An 18961-nucleotide genomic window follows, 5' to 3' on the forward strand; every position below is an offset into this window, starting at 1 on the left:
TAAGCCCGCCTGCGCAGATGGTACTGCAATTTGTGGGAGAGTATGTCGCCGCCTTTTTTTAGAAAACCCTATCCAAATCGGATAGGGTTTTTTTGTTGCTATAAATTTTTAGAAAAAATTAATTAAAGATTGTCGAACAGAGAAGTTAAGCCGGATCAATCCTAAAACCTGTGGAGCAACAAAATTTAAGCATAAATATTTGTTAGTCTAAAGTCCACCTGCGCAGATGGTACTGCAATTTGTGGGAGAGTATGTCGCCGCCTTTTTTTAGTAAAGCCCCGAACAAAAGTCGAGGCTTTCTTTTTTTGGTGGCAATGTGTCGGCCGTTGGCATCTATTGGCCGCCTTTTTTTTTAGAAAACCTTAGTCTTGTTAGATTGAGTTTTTTTGTTTTATGGATGATGTAAAAAAAAGCAATATCGTATTTAGATATTGCTTTTTGAATTATTATTGGTTTGCTAAATTATCCGTGTACGGTTTCTTTTTTACCGTAGTTACTGATTAGATCTCCTTCATATTCTAACCATTCTGCCCAACGTTTATCAACATCTACTTTTTCAGTATACTTTCTAGCGAACTTTAGAAATGTTGTGTAATGTCCTGCTTCACTTATCATTAATTCTCTGTAAAATTCTGCTAGTTCTTTGTCTTCTATATTTTGAGATAGCACTTTAAAACGTTCACAACTTCTAGCTTCAATCATTGCAGAAAATAACAATCTATCGATAAAAGAGTCATTTCGACTACCATCTTTTTTCATGAACTTGAAAAGTTCATTTACGTAATGGTCTTTTCTTTCTCTTCCTAATTTTAATCCGCGCTCCTTAATTATGTTGTGAACCATTTGGAAATGTTCTAATTCTTCTTTGGCTATTTCCAACAAATCAGTAACTAATTCTTCATGTTCTGAATTATAGGTTATGATTGTAATAATGTTTGTTGCAGCCTTTTGCTCGCACCAAGCATGATCTGTTAGAATTTCTTCAATGTTTGATTCAACTATTGTAACCCATCTTGGGTCGGTTTTTAATTTTAGACCTAACATTTTTGTATAATTTTAATTTGTTGTAAAATTAAATCTTTTCTTTGTAATTGTATTTGTAATTATGCTAAAAAATAAAACTTTATTAATAATTGGCTTTGTTTGGCCAGAACCAAAATCATCTGCTGCTGGAAGTAGGATGATGCAATTAATAGAACTATTCCAAACAAATGGTTATGCAATAACCTTTGCAAGTACTGCACAAAATTTAGATTTTTCAGTAGATGTTTCAGTTTTAGGTGTTTCAGCAAAAACTATTGAATTAAATTCATCCACTTTTGATGATTTTGTAAAAGATTTGAATCCAAATGTCGTTTTGTTTGATCGGTTTATGGCGGAAGAGCAATTTGGTTGGCGTGTTTCAGAAAGCTGTCCAAATGCTTTAAAATTGCTTGATACTGAGGATTTGCATTGTTTGCGTCAAGCAAGACAACTTGCAGTTAAAGAAAATAGAGAGTTTACATTCGAAGATTTATTTTCAGAAGTTGCTAAACGAGAAATTGCGAGTATTCTTCGTTGTGATTTATCTTTGATGGTTTCGGAATTTGAAATGGAATTGCTTCAAAAGCAGTTTACTATTTCAAAGGATTTATTGTTTTATTTACCAATTTTTGCAGAACGTTTAAATCTAATACCATCTTTTATAGAACGAAATGATTTTGTTTTTATTGGAAACTTTTTGCATGAACCTAATTGGGATTGTGTAAAATATTTATCAGAAACGATTTGGCCATTATTACACAATAAATTACCTGATGCCAAAATGTTGATTTATGGTGCTTATCCATCGCAAAAAGTTTTGGAGTTGCATAAGCCTAAACAAAATTTCTACATCAAAGGAAGAGCTAATGATGCTTTTGAAGTTGTTAATAATGCCAAAGTTGTTTTAGCTCCTATTCGTTTTGGTGCTGGAATTAAAGGTAAATTACTTGAAGCGATGCGATGCGGAACTCCAAGCGTAACTTCTTCAATTGGTGCGGAATCTATGGCTGGAACTTTTGATTGGAATGGTTTTGTGAAAGACAATCCAAATGAGTTTGTAGATGCAGTTGTTCAACTATATGAGGATGAAAACTTATGGAAACAGTCTCAAGAAAATGGATTTGTGATTTTAGATAAACGTTATAAAAAATCACTTTTTGAAAAGGATTTTATTGCTGAAATTAATTCGCTTTTAGAAAATTTAAAACAACATCGAAATAAAAATTTTATTGGTTCTATTTTACAACATCATTTACTTTCTAGTACTAAATATATGAGTAAATGGATTGAGGGAAAAAACAAGAAATGATTTTTTCCACGGATTAAACGTATTGTTTTGATTTTCTATTATGCTGTTTTATTATTCTTATTTCTATTCAATACATTAACTAATTAGCCCTGATTGCAGTGGCATCTCGTCTTTAAGGACGAGATAGAACGGAAAGCAGGAATAGGGAATCTTAAAATGCCCGAACCATTCGCTCCAAATAAAAAAATCCCGCTCATTTCTGAACGGGACTTGTATTTATATCACTTTTGATTAAGCTAACATAGTCACTGGATTTTCGATAAACATTTTTAATGTTTGTAAAAATTGAGCTCCTGTTGCTCCGTCAATTGTTCTGTGATCGCATGCTAATGATAGCATCATGGTGTTTCCAACTACTATTTGTCCGTTTTTAACAACTGGTTTTTCTATAATTGCTCCAACTGAAAGGATGGCTGAATTTGGTTGGTTAATAATTGAATTGAATTCAACTATACCAAACATTCCAAGATTTGAAACTGTAAATGTACTTCCTTCCATTTCGTTTGGAAGTAATTTTTTGGTTTTTGCTCTTCCTGCTAAATCTCTTACACTTTCTCCTATTTGAGACAAACTCATTGCGTCAGTAAAACGTAAAACAGGAACTACTAATCCGTCCTCTACAGCTACTGCAACACCAATATTCACGTGGTGATTGATGGTAATGGCATCTTCTTTCCATTGTGAGTTGATTTTTGGATGTTTTTTTAATGCCATTGCACAAGCTTTGATTACCATATCGTTGAAGGATACTTTGGTGTCTGGCACAGAATTAATCATAGCTCTTGATTTCATTGCTTCGTCCATGCTTACTTCAATCGTTAAATTGTAGTGAGGCGCTGTGAATAATGATTCAGCTAAACGTTTAGCAATAATTTTTCGCATTTGCGAATTCTTGATTTCTTCAGTTACAACTTCACCTGCAATTATAGTTTTAGGTTGTAGGTTTTGGGTTGTAGGTAGTGTTCCCTCGACTGCGCTCGGGATGACAGTTTGTTGTTGAGATGAAGAAGCTGTAAAGTTTTCTACATCACTTTTAACGATTCTTCCGTTTTCACCAGAACCTTTTACTTGAGAAAGACTGATTCCTTTATCCTTAGCTATTTGTTTTGCTAATGGAGAAGCGAAAATTCTTCCGTTATCTGAAGTTGTTGTTTCTTGATCTGGTTGAGATGAAGCAACTGGAGCAGGAGTTTCTGTTTTTGCAACTGCTGATGCTTCACCACCTTTTGAATAGTTTTCAGCTATTCCTGTAATGTCAGTTCCTGCTGGTCCGATGATTGCTAAAACACTATCTACTGGAGCAGATTCTCCTTCTTGAATTCCAATGTATAATAAAGTTCCTTCATTGAAAGATTCGAATTCCATCGTTGCTTTATCGGTTTCAATTTCTGCTAAAATATCACCTTCTTTTACTGCATCGCCAACTTTTTTTAACCAACTTGCTACCGTTCCTGTAGTCATTGTGTCACTTAGACGTGGCATCGTGATAACTTTTACGCCTGCTGGTAAGGTTATTGGTTGTAGGTTTTGGGTTGTAGGTTGAGCAACATCTTCTTTAACTTCAACTTTTTCTTCTTTGGATTTGGAGTTTGAAGTATTTGAAATTAAAGAACTAATATCTTCGCCTTCTTTTCCTATAATGGCTAATAATGAATCAATTGGAGCAGTTTGACCTGCTTCAATTCCGATGTGTAGTAAAACACCTGAATTGAAAGACTCAAATTCCATTGTAGCTTTATCGGTTTCGATTTCAGCTAAAATATCGCCTTCTTTTATTGTATCGCCTACTTTTTTAAGCCAGATTGCAACAGTTCCTTCTGTCATAGTATCGCTCAAACGAGGCATTGTTATTATTGTTGCCATAATTATAATCTATGAGGAATGAAAGGATAATTTTCTTGTTCGTAAACTACATCATATAATTGTTGTACTTCTGGGAATGGAGATTCTTCAGCAAATTTTTCGCATTCGTCAACCAAGTCTTTTACTCGTTGATCCATTGCTTCAATTTCAGCATCTGTTGCGTATTTTTTCTCCTTTATAATGTCTAGAACTTGAGTAATTGGATCGATTTTTTTATACTCTTCCACTTCGTCTTTTGTTCTATACAATTGAGCATCCGACATTGAGTGACCTCTATAACGGTAGGTTTTCATTTCTAAAAATGTTGGTCCGTCACCACGACGTGCTCTATCAATTGCTTCTTGCATAGCTTCAGCAACTTTTACAGGATTCATTCCGTCAACTGGTCCACATGGCATTTCGTATCCTAAACCTAGTTTCCAAATATCTGTGTGATTTGCAGTTCTTTCTACAGAAGTTCCCATGGCATATCCATTATTTTCACAAATGAATACTACTGGAAGTTTCCATAGCATAGCCATATTAAAAGCCTCATGAAGTGAACCTTGACGTGCTGCACCATCACCAAAATAGGTTAAAGTAACACCACCAGTTTCAAAATATTTATCGGCAAAAGCCATTCCTGCTCCTACTGGAATTTGTGCACCCACAATACCATGACCGCCATAAAAACCGTGTTCTTTAGAGAAAATGTGCATAGAACCCCCCATTCCTTTTGATGTTCCAGTTACTTTACCGTAAAGTTCTGCCATTACTTTTTTAGGATCAACACCCATTGCGATTGGCTGAACGTGATTACGATAAGCCGTAATCATTTTGTCTTTAGACAAGTCCATTGCGTGTATTGCTCCTGCAAGAACTGCTTCTTGACCATTATATAAATGTAAAAATCCTCTAACTTTTTGTTGAATATATACAGCGGCTAATTTGTCTTCAAATTTTCTCCAGAACTGCATTTCTTCGTACCATTGAAGGTAGGTTTCTTTTGTAATTGGTTTCATTTTTTAATGAATTACGTTGATTAAATGTATTGTAATCGTATCACAAATTGCGAATTATTAAATTTGCGAATTGCAAAAGTAAGATATTGATAGTAGAAGTAAAAATAATTCAGAATTAAAATAGCATTTTTTAATAACTGTTTATTCTTAAATATCAACTATATCGTTATAGCTTACAAAGATGTTTTGTCAAATGAAAGCGGCAATAAATTATTTATTGAATTTGATTTATAAACTTCTCCAGATTCACCCATGAAATAAATTTCGATAGGAGTATCTTGTTTGAACTCGTATTCTGCAATTGATTGACGACATGCGCCGCATGGTGGAATTGGAAATAACGTTGGATTAGTATCCGATGCTGCTGTAATTGCTAATTTAACGATTTTAGCATTTGGATAAATAGCTCCAGCTTGAAAAATTGCTACTCGTTCGGCACATAAGCCTGATGGATAAGCAGCATTTTCTTGATTAGAACCTAAAACAATTTTTCCATTATCTAGTAATATTGCAGCACCAACTCTAAAATTAGAATAAGGAGCATAAGCATTTTTGCGTGTTTCAATGGCTTGACTCATTAAATTTTGAATTTCTTCAGTCAATTCATTAATTCCGTTGAAAACTGAAATAGTGGTGTTAATGTTAATTTCTTTCATTAGTTATAGAGGAAAAAAAATCCAAACTTCGATTAGAAATTTGGATTGTTATTTAATTTATTGTTTTTTAATATTCATCATATTTGTCTCCAAAAGCAAAGCTCAATGAGAATCGAAGCGTATTTTCTAATGGATTTTTAACTTTAGAAGCTGAAAATAAATAGGAAACATCTACTTTAATTGCGCTATATTTAAAACCTGCTCCTAGTGTAAAGTATTGTCTTGCTCCCTTTACTGGACTTTCGTGGAAATAACCAAGTCGCATAGCAAAAGAATCTTGATACATATATTCTGATCCAATTGAGTAAGTAACTTCTTTTAATTCTTCTGAAAAACCATCTGGTGCATCGTTGAATGATTTGAAAATTCCGGATGACCAACCTATACCGTTGTAGTTCTCTCTTGTTATAGAATTTTGTTCATCTTGAGTTATGTCTTCAGCATCATCAAAATCTCCATCTCCATTTGTGTCAACTGGAATACCTGGAACTTGAGGAGTAGGAACTAGTAGTTTTGTAAATTCGGTACTTAGCGAAACTTTGTTGTAATCATCTAGGATAAAATCGAAACTTGCGCCCAATCTTAATAACGAAGGCAAAAAGTTTGAATTTAAATCACTTTGCTCTTCATCATAGCTAATTTTAGGACCTAAGTTTTGAAAATTGAATCCTGCTCTCCAACGCCCATTAAAATCATTAAAAGCAATTTCTTCAGATTGATAAAAACCAGCTACATCAACTGCGAATGAGTTTGCTGCAACATTACTTCGTCCTTCAGAAGCAAGTCTTAAATTTGAACTAATGAAACGTCCTCCAACAGACATTGAAAAACGGTCACTTAATTTTAGTGCATAAGCACCATCAATTGCAAATTCTGCAGGTTTTACAATTCCTTGATCAACACCTTCATTATTTGTTAAATTAATTTCACCTAAGCTAAAATATCTTAAGCTGCTTGAGAAAGCACTGTACTCACTAATTCTGTTGAAATAATTTACTTGACCTAGTGAAATATCGTTTACTAATTCAGATAAATAAGGAGTATAGCTTATTGAAAATCCTTGTTTTTCAAGAGAAAATGCATATTTTGCTGGATTGTATTGTTGAGAAAATGCATCAGCTGATGTAGCAACACCTTGATCACCCATACCGGCAGAACGTGCATCGGCTGCAATCATTAGAAACGGAACTCCAGTAGTAATAACTCTTGTTGGAGTTTCTTGAGCAGTAATTTGTTGTATTAATAATGTGCTAACTAATAGTATTAAAATCTTCTTCATTTTACATTTTTAAATAATTACAAATATAGTATTTTATTAAAGTATTACAAGTTTCTCAAATTTTTCTGTTTTAGAATTTGAAATTGTTGATTTGACGGTTAATTTGTAGATATAAACACCTTTTCCAATCTTGTCTCCAAAGTCGTCTTTTCCATCCCATGAGATTTCTTTTGACAAGAAACCATCAGTCATTACAACTTGATTTTTTGTCCAAATAACTTTTCCTGTTATAGTCATAATTTGTACTTGAACATCGAGTGGTTCAAAAGGCTTGTTATGTGTAAACCAAAATTGTGTATAATTTACAAACGGATTTGGATAATTCAAAACATTAGTAAGCGTTACTGAATCATCACCAACAACTATAAATTGAATTTCGGCAGAAATAGGATTGTTATAAACGTCCCAAGCTTTAAAAGTGATTGTATGTAGTCCAATGGCTAAATTTCGAAAAGGATATTTTAGTTTTCCTGATTTGTAATTGTCTAATTCGGTTTCGTAATAATCGTTCAACTTGATCGGGTTAGTTTCGTCACCGTCTAAAATTGCAATTATATCGTGACCAATACCGCTTGCTGTGTTAATTCCATTTTCATCTTCAAGAAAAGCTAAGAATATTGGTGATTCATTTGTAATTCCGCCAGATATAAATGTTTTGTCATTCATGTATAATTTTACCGTTGGAGCTGTATTGTCAGTTGGAGCGTTTAGGTTTACACCACCAATTTTTATAGTGGTGTTATAACCTGTTTTGTCTAGTAAAATGTTATTTCTTTTAGCGTAAAAACTCATTTTGCCATTCCCTACAGCTATTGTAATATCTCTTGGAACAACAAATCCGAATTCAAAATTCCCGTTTACTACAGTGGCATTTCCTCTAAAAATGGTCTCGCCAAGGGTATTAAAATTCATTACAGAATTCTTAAAATCATTATTTAATGTAGTTCGAACAATTTGTTTGTCAAAAATTTGTATAGCAACTTCTCCGTTGTAACTAGTTAAAAGAACGCCATTTTCGTCGGTAACTTCTCCATTAATTTTTATGAAAGAGAGTGCTTTAAAGTCTTCAATAGGTTGTGAAATAGGAATGTCATTTACTTTAGTTAATTTCACTTGGGGTTTTGGCATAGCAAGCATTAATGCTGGGTCGCCAAGACAGGCAACAATTTTTACACCTCCATTATAATCATTTTTTGCTAATCGTAGGGCTTCTGCAATAGATACATAATCATTTGTATCGTATGAAAACACATATTTGGTAATGTCAAAGTTAAATTGTTCACCAGTAAATTGTCCAATCTCTCTAACTGTAGTGAGCATGGCAATAGCACCTCCTTTTGGATTCCAAAAAGTATATTCGCCACCTGTTGGTCTGGATGGGTTGTCAAACCTTGAAAAATCGCAAGTAATAGTTATAAATAAAGGGTATTTATAACGGTTATTAAGGTTTTGTCCATCTGATTTTTCCCAAATTCTTTCTTGCGATAAACCATCTTCACCTCCATGACCAAGGTAATTGAATACCAATGCCCCGTTTTCAAATGCATTAAAAATATCTTTTCTGACTTGTGGGTATCTTTTTCCGCCGGCAGAAGTTTCTTGAACATATGAATCAAGTAAAATTTTCTTGGAGTTCATAAATGGTTTTTCTGTTACTATTTCGTCAGCTAGCTGATTAAGCTGAACTTGCAAAGTGCTATCACCAGTTGTATCTGCGTCATCTGAAATAATGACAAAGTTATTTCTCCAATTTCCGTATGATTTGAAGTCATGGTATTCTATAACTTTTGTAACCAACTCATCAGCTTGTTGAGTAGAATTGGCAATCATTCTGCCAATAGCAATGTCCATATCTCCAATTAAATTGTCATTCGCAGTTCCATTTTTCACATACCCATCGTTATCGTCCATGTAAACAAAGAAATCATCGCTTGCAAATGCTGACTCATTTAAAGAATAACTATATATAGAATGTAGAATTGGAACAAAATTAGTATTGTTTGCTATTCTGTTTTTAAAATCATATGACGCATCACCAAACATATTTACATATTTAACCTTTTTTTCTGGTGAAGAAGCATTGTTATATACATATTTTATAAAATTGCGAATTGCTGCAACATCTTGTTTTCCAGAAGAAAATTCAGGGTAAATACTTTCTAAAGTAACTACTTTTACATTTAGCAAAGAATAATTTCTATGAAAATTTGCCAATCTTTCCGCTTGATTATAGAAAATAGAAGGAGTGATTATTAAGTAATCAATATCTTGTAGAGTTCCTTGAGCATTTTTGAAAATAGTGCCTTTCAAGTTTTGATTGGAGACTTTAGATTGGCTTTCTCTTTGAGGGGAATATAAATCATTTCCTGAAACAGCTATATATTTTCTGACATCAGTTGCGTTTGATTTAAACGAAAAAGAAGATTGTGCATTATTTGTATATTTTGAAACATTATATATATCAGTTATATCCCAAACTTGTCCAATTCCTGTAGCATTAGAAATTTGATATTCTTTCACGGAATTAGTTCCTGTTGCATTATTTTGAAATCTAAATTGTTTGCCATTTCCAATTAGTATTCGTTTATACTTTATATTTATATAATCTAAATAACCATTGGCAGTAGGAACACCATTATTATTAAAAGTCAATTTTATATTTAAACTCTCGGCTGGAGGTATTGAAGAAGATGAAAAAGTTGTGTCTTTTGGGAGTTTGCCATCGCCCGCACTAATTGAAGGCGTAGATAATAATTGATTGTTTGCTTCAATCTTGAATGAACAGCTACTAGTAGATTTTGCTGCTAGATGAGTAGAAATAGCAATACTTGTAGATGGAGCTATGTTAGGAATAGAGAAGTTAAAGTTTTGAATGTTTTGAGTGTCAAAATCTTCTCCAAACCAAGTTCGTCCTACTTTACCAACATTTACATTGTCAACTTCGTGAAATTGAGAGTCGTCAAAATCTGTAATAGTTAAAGTGCTATTTTCAGTTGGTTGAATGTTTTCAGGAATTCTTTTTCCGTCAACATTAGAAATTGTTATATAATAATAAGATTTGTCGGCATATAAATTTCCATTTGTTTGGCTTTCATCATTCCAATTATCTATTCCTTCTCCATAAAATAAAATTCCGTCTGAATCATTAAAAACACCATCGTTTTCACCAATAACTTGTATAGCATTTTCTGTTAAATCGTCGGGGTAAATTGTACTGTTTTTTAATGGGAGCATTCTGCCACCGTTTCCATATAATTGAATTTTTTTTGGGTCAATATCATCAACATTCACACCTAAGCTTTTCAAAAAACTTTTAGAAACAAAATATACACCAGATTTTTGTATATAAAAGCGATACCATTCTCCAGTTGCCAATACAGAATTTGTTGGATTCATTGACATTCTTCTGTTAGTATATGAATTGGTATAATTGAAGCTGTAATCAAAAGAAATCACTTTTTTATAAATGCCATTTTCTTTAATTATAGGTGAAATTTGTAGTCGGGAGATAATTTTATTTCGAGAGTAATTATTAAAAATACTTGCTTCAATTTTAGATGGAATTAAGGCGTTATTTAAATCGACCAAACTTGCTTGGGAAATTATTTCAAAAGAAACATTAGATATGATAAGCGATTTTTCGTCAATAAATTTTTCTGAGGGAATTTTGAGAGCATAAAATAATTCTTTTGAATTTATATCAAAAAGAAAATTTCTAACATCAAATTGAGGAATTGTCATTTTGGTTTCCCCAACCATGTACTCGGTTTTGTTACTCCAATTAATAGTGACAGTTTCTTTCTTTTGACCAAAAGAAAAAGTATATAGAAATAGAATAAATAGTAAAATGGTATTTTTCATCGAAGTAAAAACGATTTTTTTTTTGAAATAGTATTAAGAATGTAAAATTAATTTTTTTAATTCAATTATATACTATTTGAGTAACTTTTGCGTTATTAATATTCGATGTAAGCATTGTTTTGTCGATTAAAAGCTATTTTTTAAAAAAAGGTGTTGCAAATTAAATGTTAATTGTTAACTTGCACCCAAAATTTATTACCTACTAAAAGTATGAAAGTAAACAAAATTATGATTGTCAAGTCGTTACTATCATTAGTAATAACTCTAGGTCTTATGACTAGTTGTGGAAAAGGAAAAGACACCAAAAACACTTCGAGTGCAACAGGATGGAAGATTAATGACAAAAAAGGAGGTTTTCAGTACGCTTCTAATTTTAAAAAGCAGGCTACTGCTCCAGGATTGGTTATGGTTGAAGGCGGAACCTTTACCATGGGAAAAGTTCAAGATGATGTAATGCACGATTGGAATAATAGTCCAACACAGCAACACGTTCAGTCATTCTATATGGATGAAACTGAAGTTACCAATCTTATGTACTTTGAATATCTTGAGTGGTTAAAAAGAGTTTTCCCTCCAGAACAAGAAAATTACAGAAATATTTATGACGGTGCATTGCCAGATACTTTAGTTTGGAGAAATAGATTAGGTTATAATGAAACTATGACTAATAACTATTTGAGACATCCAGCATATGCTAAATACCCGGTAGTAGGCGTTAACTGGATTCAAGCAGTTGAGTTTAGCAAATGGAGAACAGACCGTGTTAACGAAAAAACTCTTGAAGACGCTAGATATCTTAAAAAAGATGCTAAAGTAACAGATACAAAAGCTGAATCTACTTTTAGTACGGAAACTTATCTTGCCGCTCCAACAAAAACTTTTGGTGGAAATGAAGAAATTGTACTAAAAAGAGGAATGGTTAAGTCTGCAAAAGACAGCGTTAATGTGTATGCAAGAAGATCTTCTGGATTAATTTTGCCAGAATATAGACTTCCAACTGAGTCCGAATGGGAATATGCAGCTGCGGCAGATGTTGGGCAAAGAGAATATAACATTTACAAAGGTCAAAAGAAATATCCTTGGTCAGGTTCTTATACTCGTTCAGGAAAACGTCAAGTTAAAGGTGATCAATTGGCTAACTTTAAACAAGGTAAAGGTGATTACGGCGGATTAGCAGGTTGGTCTGATGATGGAGCTGATATTACTCAGTTTGTTAAATCTTATGCTCCAAATGATTTTGGATTGTATGATATGGCAGGTAACGTTGCAGAATGGGTTGCGGATGTTTACAGACCAATGGTTGATGACGAAGCAAATGATTTCAACTACTTCAGAGGTAATGTTTACATGAAAAATAAAATAGGTGATGACGGTAAAGTAGAAATTGTTACTGCCGAAACTCAAACTTTTGACACATTGTCTAATGGTAAAATTATAGCAAGAACTTTCCCGGGAGAAATAGCTAGAGTTCCTGTTGATGAAAAAGAAACTTACTTAAGACAAAACTTCGACAAATCTGATAACAGAAATTACAGAGATGGTGATAAACAATCTACTAGATATTTTGATTTTGGATCAGAAGATGATGATGCCAAAACTAAAGATAAGCATGCAATGTACGATTCTCCTAAACATAATGTTACAACTGACAGTTTAGGAAACATGGTTAGAAAATATGACAGATCTAGCAAAAGAACAACTTTAGTAAATGATGACGTAAGAGTTTATAAAGGAGGTTCTTGGAGAGATAGAGCTTATTGGCTAGACCCAGCACAAAGAAGATATTTTCCACAAGATATGGCAACTGACTATATAGGTTTCCGTTGTGCAATGTCTAGAGTTGGTCCTAAAGCTGACAAAAAGAAAAGACCAAGAAATTAATATTTATTGATACTATATTATAAAAGCCCTTTAGTTAGGGCTTTTATTTTTAAATTTATTTTTAAAATGACGATTCAAGAAATACATAATTTATTTTTAAAATGTTCTTCTGTTTCTATTGATACAAGAAAGATTGAAAAAAATTCTTTATTTGTTGCTATAAAAGGAGAAAATTATGATGCAAATACTTTCGCGCAAGAAGCATTAAGTAAAGGGGCATTGTTTGTAATTATTGATAATAACAGCTACTATATTGATGAGCGCACAATACTTGTTTCAAATAGCCTAGAAGCCCTTCAAGAGCTAGCCAAATACCACCGACACTATTTAAATCTTCCTATTATTGCTTTGACAGGTAGTAATGGCAAAACAACTACTAAAGAGTTAATTAATGTGGTTCTTGCAAAGAAATTCAATGTAAAAGCTACAGTTGGAAACTTAAACAATCATATTGGAGTACCATTGACACTACTTTCATTTAATAAAAAAACTGAAATTGGAATAGTTGAAATGGGAGCTAATCATCAAAAAGAAATTGAGTTTCTATGTGATTTGACTCAACCTGATTATGGATATATTACCAACTTTGGAAAAGCGCATTTAGAAGGTTTTGGCGGAATTGATGGCGTTATTAAGGGTAAAAGTGAAATGTACAACTGTTTGAGAAGTAACAATAAAAAAGTTTTTGTTAATCTTGATGATACTATTCAGGTTGAAAAATCTGAGGGTATTGAAAAAATAACTTTTGGTCAAAAAGATATCAATTCTACAATTTTTATCAAGAATTGTACTGCTAACCCATTTGTTTGCATTGAGTTTAATCAAACTCAAGTAAAATCTCATTTGATTGGATTGTATAACGCAAATAATATTAATGCTGCAGTAACTATTGGAAACTATTTTGGCATTTCTAATAATGAAATTAAAGAAGCTATTGAAGGTTATATTCCCGAAAACAATAGATCACAATTGATTGTAAAAAACACAAATGAAATCATTCTAGATGCCTATAATGCAAACCCAAGTAGCATGAAAGTAGCTTTAGAAAATTTTATTCAATTAAATAAAAATTATAAAGTAATTATTATTGGAGATATGTTTGAGTTAGGAAGCGAAAGCCTAAAAGAACATCAATTGATAGTTAAAATGTTAGAAAATGAATCAAATTTAGATTGTTATTTTATAGGAAAAGATTTTTACTCAATTAAAGTTGATTATTCGCATTTTAAGTTTTATAAATCTTTTGATGATCTTGCAGAATTTATAAAAAACACTCCAATTAGAAATAAATCTATCTTGATAAAAGGTTCAAGAGGAATGGCATTGGAAAGAACTTTAGAGTTCTTGTAAAACAAAAAAAAACTCCTCAAAAATTGAAGAGTTTTTTTCTTGTGGGCGATGAGGGGTTCGAACCCCCGACCCCCTCGGTGTAAACGAGGTGCTCTGAACCAGCTGAGCTAATCGCCCGATAATACTTGATTATTATCAGTATATTTTGATAAAAGTTGGTGGGCGATGAGGGGTTCGAACCCCCGACCCCCTCGGTGTAAACGAGGTGCTCTGAACCAGCTGAGCTAATCGCCCTTTTATCTTGATTTCGATTTCTCTTAATCAGGGTGCAAATATAAAGCTTATTTTTTATTCTACAAACATTTTTTATAAAACTTCTGCTACTACAAAAGTGCTTCCCCCTATATAAATAAAATCAGCATCTGATGCATTTAGTAAGGCTTCGCGGTAAGCTATTGAAACTGAATCAAATGTTTTGCCAATTAATCCATATAAAGTTGCTTTTTTCTTTAAAACCTCTGCATCCAAACCTCGCGGAATATTTGGTTTACAAAAATAATATTTTGCTTTTTTGGAAAATAAAGGCAAAATTTCATCCAAATCTTTGTCATTTACAACTCCTAAAACAATGTGTAATTGTTTAAATTTCTCTTTTTCTATTTGATTCAATGCAATTTCCAATCCGTGTCTATTATGTGCGGTATCGCAAATTACTTTTGGATTCTCTTTCAATAGTTGCCAACGACCTTGTAAGCCTGTATTTTCAATTACATTCAAGAAACCATTCTTTATATTAGTTTCAGAAATTTTATAATCATATTTTTCTTGAACCACTTTTACTGATTGCAAAACTGTTTTTTTATTATATTTTTGATAATCGCCTTTTAACGATGATGCGTATTCTTTATTGATTAACTCACTTGCAAAATATATTTCTGAATTAGTTTCTTGTGCTTTAGCAATAAAAACTGGTTTAGTTTCATTTATATACTCACCTATAACAACTGGGACTTGGTTTTTTATGATTCCTGCTTTTTCACCCGCAATTTCTTTAAATGTTGTTCCCAAAAATTGTGTATGATCTAGTCCAATATTTGTAATTATAGAAAGCAAAGGTGTAATGATATTGGTAGAATCTAATCGACCACCCATCCCAACTTCAATAATAGCAATATCAACTTTTTCTTTTTCAAAATAATCAAAAGCTAAACCTACTGTCATTTCAAAAAAACTTAACGAGTTTCCTTCAAAAAAAGATTGGTGTTTTGCTATAAATTCACAAACAAAATCTTCTGGAATTTCTTTTCCATTAATTTTTATTCTTTCACGATAATCTTTTAGATGCGGTGAAGTATAAAGTGCTGTTTTGTAACCAGCTTCTTGAAATATTGAAGCAAGCATGTGTGAACTAGAACCTTTACCATTTGTACCAGCAACATGTACACACTTTATTTTTTTTTCTGGATTACCAAGATAATTTGCCAACAATAGCGTGTTAGTTAAATCCTTTTTATAAGCTGAAGCACCTTGATGTTGGTACATAGGCAATTGCTCAAACATCCATTTGACTGTTTCTTGATAGTTCATAAATAAAAAAACCGAATATTATTCGGTTAATTTGAAGTTATAGATAATTTTTCCAACTTGTTTTACTGGTGCAGCATTATCAGATTCCCATTTGGTTTTTTTTGCAGCAATCTCTGCCTGGTCTAATAAACATCTCGCTGAGTTGGTTGTTCCTCTTATTCCTGATTTTACATCAACTACTATTCCATTTTGGTCAACAGTTATTTGAACCACAACAACTCCTTGCTCGTTACAAGTGTAGTTTGGTTGTGGTTTACTCAATGCTTTTCTATTTCCTAGTTGATAATTTCCGTTTCCAGAACCAGTGCCGCTTCCATTGCCACTTCCGTAGCCACTTCCGCTTCCAATTCCTTGTCCTGAGCCGTTTCCGCCATCTGAGCCTGTTCCGTTTCCGCTACCACCATTATATGAATTACTAGAAGTTGATCCATTAGAACTACCTTTATTTCCTCCAGTTTTATCATCGCCATCACCTTTTTTATTGCCGTTTAAAAGATTTGATAATGCATCCGAAGTTGATTTTGAAGGTTTTGGTTTTATGGGTTCGGTTACTTTTGGTGTTGTGATTTTTGTTGGTGCTTTTACACTTGCTACACTTGGTGCTGCTTTTGTGTTTTGGGTTAAAATTTCTTTTACAGCCGGTGTTTCTTTAACAAGAGTTGCTTTTGCACCAACATCTAAATTTGTTGATTTGTAATTCTCTCCGGAACCTGTTGCGCTGTTACCAAAATTTATAGCAATTTCGCCACCGCCACCACCACCTTCTTCAACAAGTTCGTCACCTGGAAGCGGGTAAATAACAAAAAAAAGCATAAACAAAAACAACAAAATAAATAAAACAGTTGTAATTGTTAGTGATTTTTTTTCGTATTCGGTTTCAAAAACGGCCATATTTACTTATTTTGGGTCAACAGCTAAAACTACTTTGAAATTATTTCTATAAGCAATATCCATTACGGTTACAGCTTTTTCTATTGGAACACCTTTCTCAACATGAAGCATTACGGCAGGCGATTCTTGTCCTTTTAAAAGCGTTTTTAATTGTTCTTCAATTGCTGATTCTTCCACTTTTTTTGTGTCAATAAAATATTCTTGATTTTTAGTAACACTAATCGATACATTTTTCACTTCTTCAGAACTACCTGATGATTTTGGTAATACTAAATCCAAAGCATTTGTAGAGACAATTGTAGTTGATGCAATCATAAAAAAGACAAGCAAAAGAAATACAATGTCTGTCATAGACGACATATTAAATTCAGCGGTAACTCTATTTCTTCCTCGTAAATTCATTAGGCTGGATCGTTTAATAAATCTAAAAATTCAACTACTTTAGCTTCCATTTGATTGACTACTTTATCAGTTTTTGTAACTAGATGATTGTATCCAACATAAGCAATAATACCAACGATAAGTCCAACAACAGTTGTCATCATTGCTGTATAAATCCCTTCTGATAAAGTGCTCATTTCAATTTTATTACTACCACTTTCGGCCATTTTCTGAAATGATATAACCATACCAACAACCGTTCCAAGGAATCCAGTCATTGGACCAGCTCCTGAAATAGTTGCTAGCATACTAACATTCTTTTCTAGTTTATAGATTTCTAGTTTTCCGGTATTTTCAATTGCAGTATTGATATCTTCAAGTGGCTTTCCTATTCTTGAAATTCCTTTTTCAATAAGTCTTGCTACTGGTGAATTTGTTTGAGCACAAAGCATTTTAGCTTCGGCTATTTTACCATTAGTTAAATTCAGTTTTATGTTGTTCATAAAATTTGCATCAATTTTAGAAGCGGCATTAATTGCAAGTAATCTTTCTATATACAAGTAAATGGCGAAAAATAAAAGCACGAAAATGACAGACATAATTATTTGTCCAATTAAACCTCCACTGAAGACTAATTCGAAAACGGTTAATTTTTCTTTTACTTCGGCTGCTTTTTCGGCAACTTGACCAGCAACTGCTGTAGAATCGACTTGAAGAAAATGAATCATAATTGTAATTTTGTTTATTGATTAAAATTAAAACGTTGAAATATACTAAAAATTGTTATTCTTTTATAAAGGGTTGTTTATTTGACAGACTTTTTTTTAGCCAAATAAATCCAATTAAACCCGAAATTAGTGACCCAATCAATATCATAAACTTTGAATTGGTAATTATTTGATTGTCTTCAAATGCTAAAAGTGTAACAAAGATTGACATTGTAAAGCCAATTCCGCCAAGGAATCCAACTCCAATAATTTTATTCCAATTCAAGTCTTCTGGTAAATGGGTAAATTTTAATTTTACAGATAAATAGGTAAAAAGAAAAATTCCAATAGGTTTTCCGAGAACTAGTCCAAAAATGATGCCTAATGAATAAGATTCAGAAAAGTTATGAATCCAATCTTTACTAATCACAATGGCTGTATTACACAAGGCAAAAATCGGAATGATAATAAAAGCTACAGGACTATGTAACCAATCTTGTAATTGAGACGAAATAGTTTTAGAACTTCCATTTCCAAAAGGAAGCGCGAAGGCTAATAAAACCCCAGTAATTGTAGCATGAACACCCGAATTCAACATGAAATACCACATAAAAATTCCTCCAACTAGATATAAAATCAAGTTAGTTACTTTCAATCGATTCATAATCAAAAGCACGCCAAAAATGGAAAGAGAAATAATTAGATTGGTAAAGTAAATCGTTTTGGTATAAAAAAGTGCGATTAAAATTATGGCACCCAAATCGTCAATAACTGCAAGAGCAGTAAGAAAAACTTTTAATGAAACTGGAACTCTGTTTCCCAATAATGATAAAATTCCAATTGCAAAAGCAATATCTGTCGCCATTGGAATTCCAATTCCGTGTTCTGTAGGAGTTCCTGCGTTGAATGCAAAATAAATTAAAGCAGGAATCAACATTCCACCCAAGGCTCCTGAAATAGGTAAAATGGCTTCTTTTATTTTAGATAACTCGCCAATATATACTTCACGTTCTAATTCTAGTCCGATTAATAAAAAGAAAATGGTCATTAAGCCATCATTTATCCAATGCTCGGCACTGTGCCTACCAATTTGGTAATGCCACATAGCAATATAGCCCTCAGAAAACGAAGAATTTGCTATGACAAGAGAAATAACTGTACAAATTAATAATACTAATCCGCCCGCTTTTTCACTTTCAAAAAAAGATTGGAATAACCCTTTTGGTTTCATT

14 protein-coding genes and 2 tRNA genes are annotated in these 18961 nt (G+C 32.7%); 3 read left to right on the forward strand and 13 right to left on the reverse strand.

Annotated features, from left to right (window positions below):
- Positions 1–462: 462 nt before the first annotated feature.
- On the reverse strand, positions 463–1044 hold the full coding sequence (locus ACIQ66_RS00725) for a tRNA-(ms[2]io[6]A)-hydroxylase (protein WP_396210903.1): 582 nt from the start codon (positions 1042–1044) through the stop codon (positions 463–465).
- A gap of 61 nt (positions 1045–1105) precedes the next feature.
- Between ACIQ66_RS00725 and ACIQ66_RS00730 the strand changes: the two genes are divergently transcribed.
- A complete protein-coding gene (locus ACIQ66_RS00730) occupies positions 1106–2332 on the forward strand; it encodes a glycosyltransferase (protein ID WP_396210904.1) in 1227 nt (408 codons plus the stop codon).
- A 231-nt stretch (positions 2333–2563) separates the two neighbouring features.
- Here the strand turns inward: ACIQ66_RS00730 and ACIQ66_RS00735 are convergent, their stop codons facing one another.
- The 5 genes from ACIQ66_RS00735 to porU all read right to left on the reverse strand — a co-directional run bounded on the left by ACIQ66_RS00735 (position 2564) and on the right by porU (position 10992).
- Positions 2564–4195 (reverse strand): 2-oxo acid dehydrogenase subunit E2, encoded by a 1632-nt coding sequence (locus tag ACIQ66_RS00735; RefSeq protein WP_396210905.1) that lies wholly within the window; start codon positions 4193–4195, stop codon positions 2564–2566.
- A 2-nt stretch (positions 4196–4197) separates the two neighbouring features.
- A complete protein-coding gene (gene pdhA, locus ACIQ66_RS00740) occupies positions 4198–5196 on the reverse strand; it encodes a pyruvate dehydrogenase (acetyl-transferring) E1 component subunit alpha (RefSeq protein ID WP_396210906.1) in 999 nt (332 codons plus the stop codon).
- 173 nt (positions 5197–5369) lie between these two features.
- On the reverse strand, positions 5370–5852 hold the full coding sequence (cdd, locus tag ACIQ66_RS00745) for a cytidine deaminase (protein ID WP_396210907.1): 483 nt from the start codon (positions 5850–5852) through the stop codon (positions 5370–5372).
- A 67-nt stretch (positions 5853–5919) separates the two neighbouring features.
- Positions 5920–7131, reverse strand: coding sequence for a type IX secretion system outer membrane channel protein PorV (gene porV, locus ACIQ66_RS00750; protein WP_396210908.1), 1212 nt, complete (start codon positions 7129–7131; stop codon positions 5920–5922).
- 36 nt (positions 7132–7167) lie between these two features.
- A complete protein-coding gene (porU, locus tag ACIQ66_RS00755) occupies positions 7168–10992 on the reverse strand; it encodes a type IX secretion system sortase PorU (protein WP_396210909.1) in 3825 nt (1274 codons plus the stop codon).
- 210 nt (positions 10993–11202) lie between these two features.
- Between porU and gldJ the strand changes: the two genes are divergently transcribed.
- Together gldJ and murF are read left to right on the forward strand one after the other, a co-directional pair.
- Complete coding sequence (gene gldJ, locus ACIQ66_RS00760) at positions 11203–12873, forward strand: gliding motility lipoprotein GldJ (RefSeq protein WP_396210910.1); 1671 nt, start codon at positions 11203–11205, stop codon at positions 12871–12873.
- A 66-nt stretch (positions 12874–12939) separates the two neighbouring features.
- Complete coding sequence (murF, locus tag ACIQ66_RS00765; protein ID WP_396210911.1) at positions 12940–14223, forward strand: UDP-N-acetylmuramoyl-tripeptide--D-alanyl-D-alanine ligase; 1284 nt, start codon at positions 12940–12942, stop codon at positions 14221–14223.
- Positions 14224–14265: 42 nt separating this feature from the next.
- On the opposite strand, the gene ACIQ66_RS00770 is transcribed toward murF, so the two are convergent.
- The 7 genes from ACIQ66_RS00770 to nhaA form a co-directional block, all read right to left on the reverse strand.
- Positions 14266–14340, reverse strand: a tRNA-Val gene (locus tag ACIQ66_RS00770).
- A 39-nt stretch (positions 14341–14379) separates the two neighbouring features.
- A tRNA-Val gene (locus ACIQ66_RS00775) sits at positions 14380–14457 on the reverse strand.
- A gap of 72 nt (positions 14458–14529) precedes the next feature.
- Positions 14530–15750: a bifunctional folylpolyglutamate synthase/dihydrofolate synthase gene (locus tag ACIQ66_RS00780; protein ID WP_396210912.1), complete on the reverse strand. Its 1221-nt coding sequence runs from the start codon at positions 15748–15750 to the stop codon at positions 14530–14532.
- Between the two features lie 18 nt (positions 15751–15768).
- Complete coding sequence (locus ACIQ66_RS00785; protein WP_396210913.1) at positions 15769–16641, reverse strand: energy transducer TonB; 873 nt, start codon at positions 16639–16641, stop codon at positions 15769–15771.
- A 6-nt stretch (positions 16642–16647) separates the two neighbouring features.
- Entirely contained in the window at positions 16648–17043 is a 396-nt protein-coding gene (locus ACIQ66_RS00790; RefSeq protein ID WP_396210914.1) for an ExbD/TolR family protein, read from the reverse strand.
- Positions 17043–17750, reverse strand: coding sequence for a MotA/TolQ/ExbB proton channel family protein (locus ACIQ66_RS00795; protein WP_396210915.1), 708 nt, complete (start codon positions 17748–17750; stop codon positions 17043–17045). The genes ACIQ66_RS00790 and ACIQ66_RS00795 overlap by 1 nt, the downstream gene beginning before the upstream one ends.
- 55 nt (positions 17751–17805) lie before the next feature.
- A complete protein-coding gene (gene nhaA, locus ACIQ66_RS00800) occupies positions 17806–18960 on the reverse strand; it encodes a Na+/H+ antiporter NhaA (protein WP_396210916.1) in 1155 nt (384 codons plus the stop codon).
- Position 18961 lies beyond the last annotated feature (1 nt).

This window comes from Flavobacterium sp. (genome assembly GCF_044377315.1).
Classification (GTDB): domain Bacteria; phylum Bacteroidota; class Bacteroidia; order Flavobacteriales; family Flavobacteriaceae; genus Flavobacterium.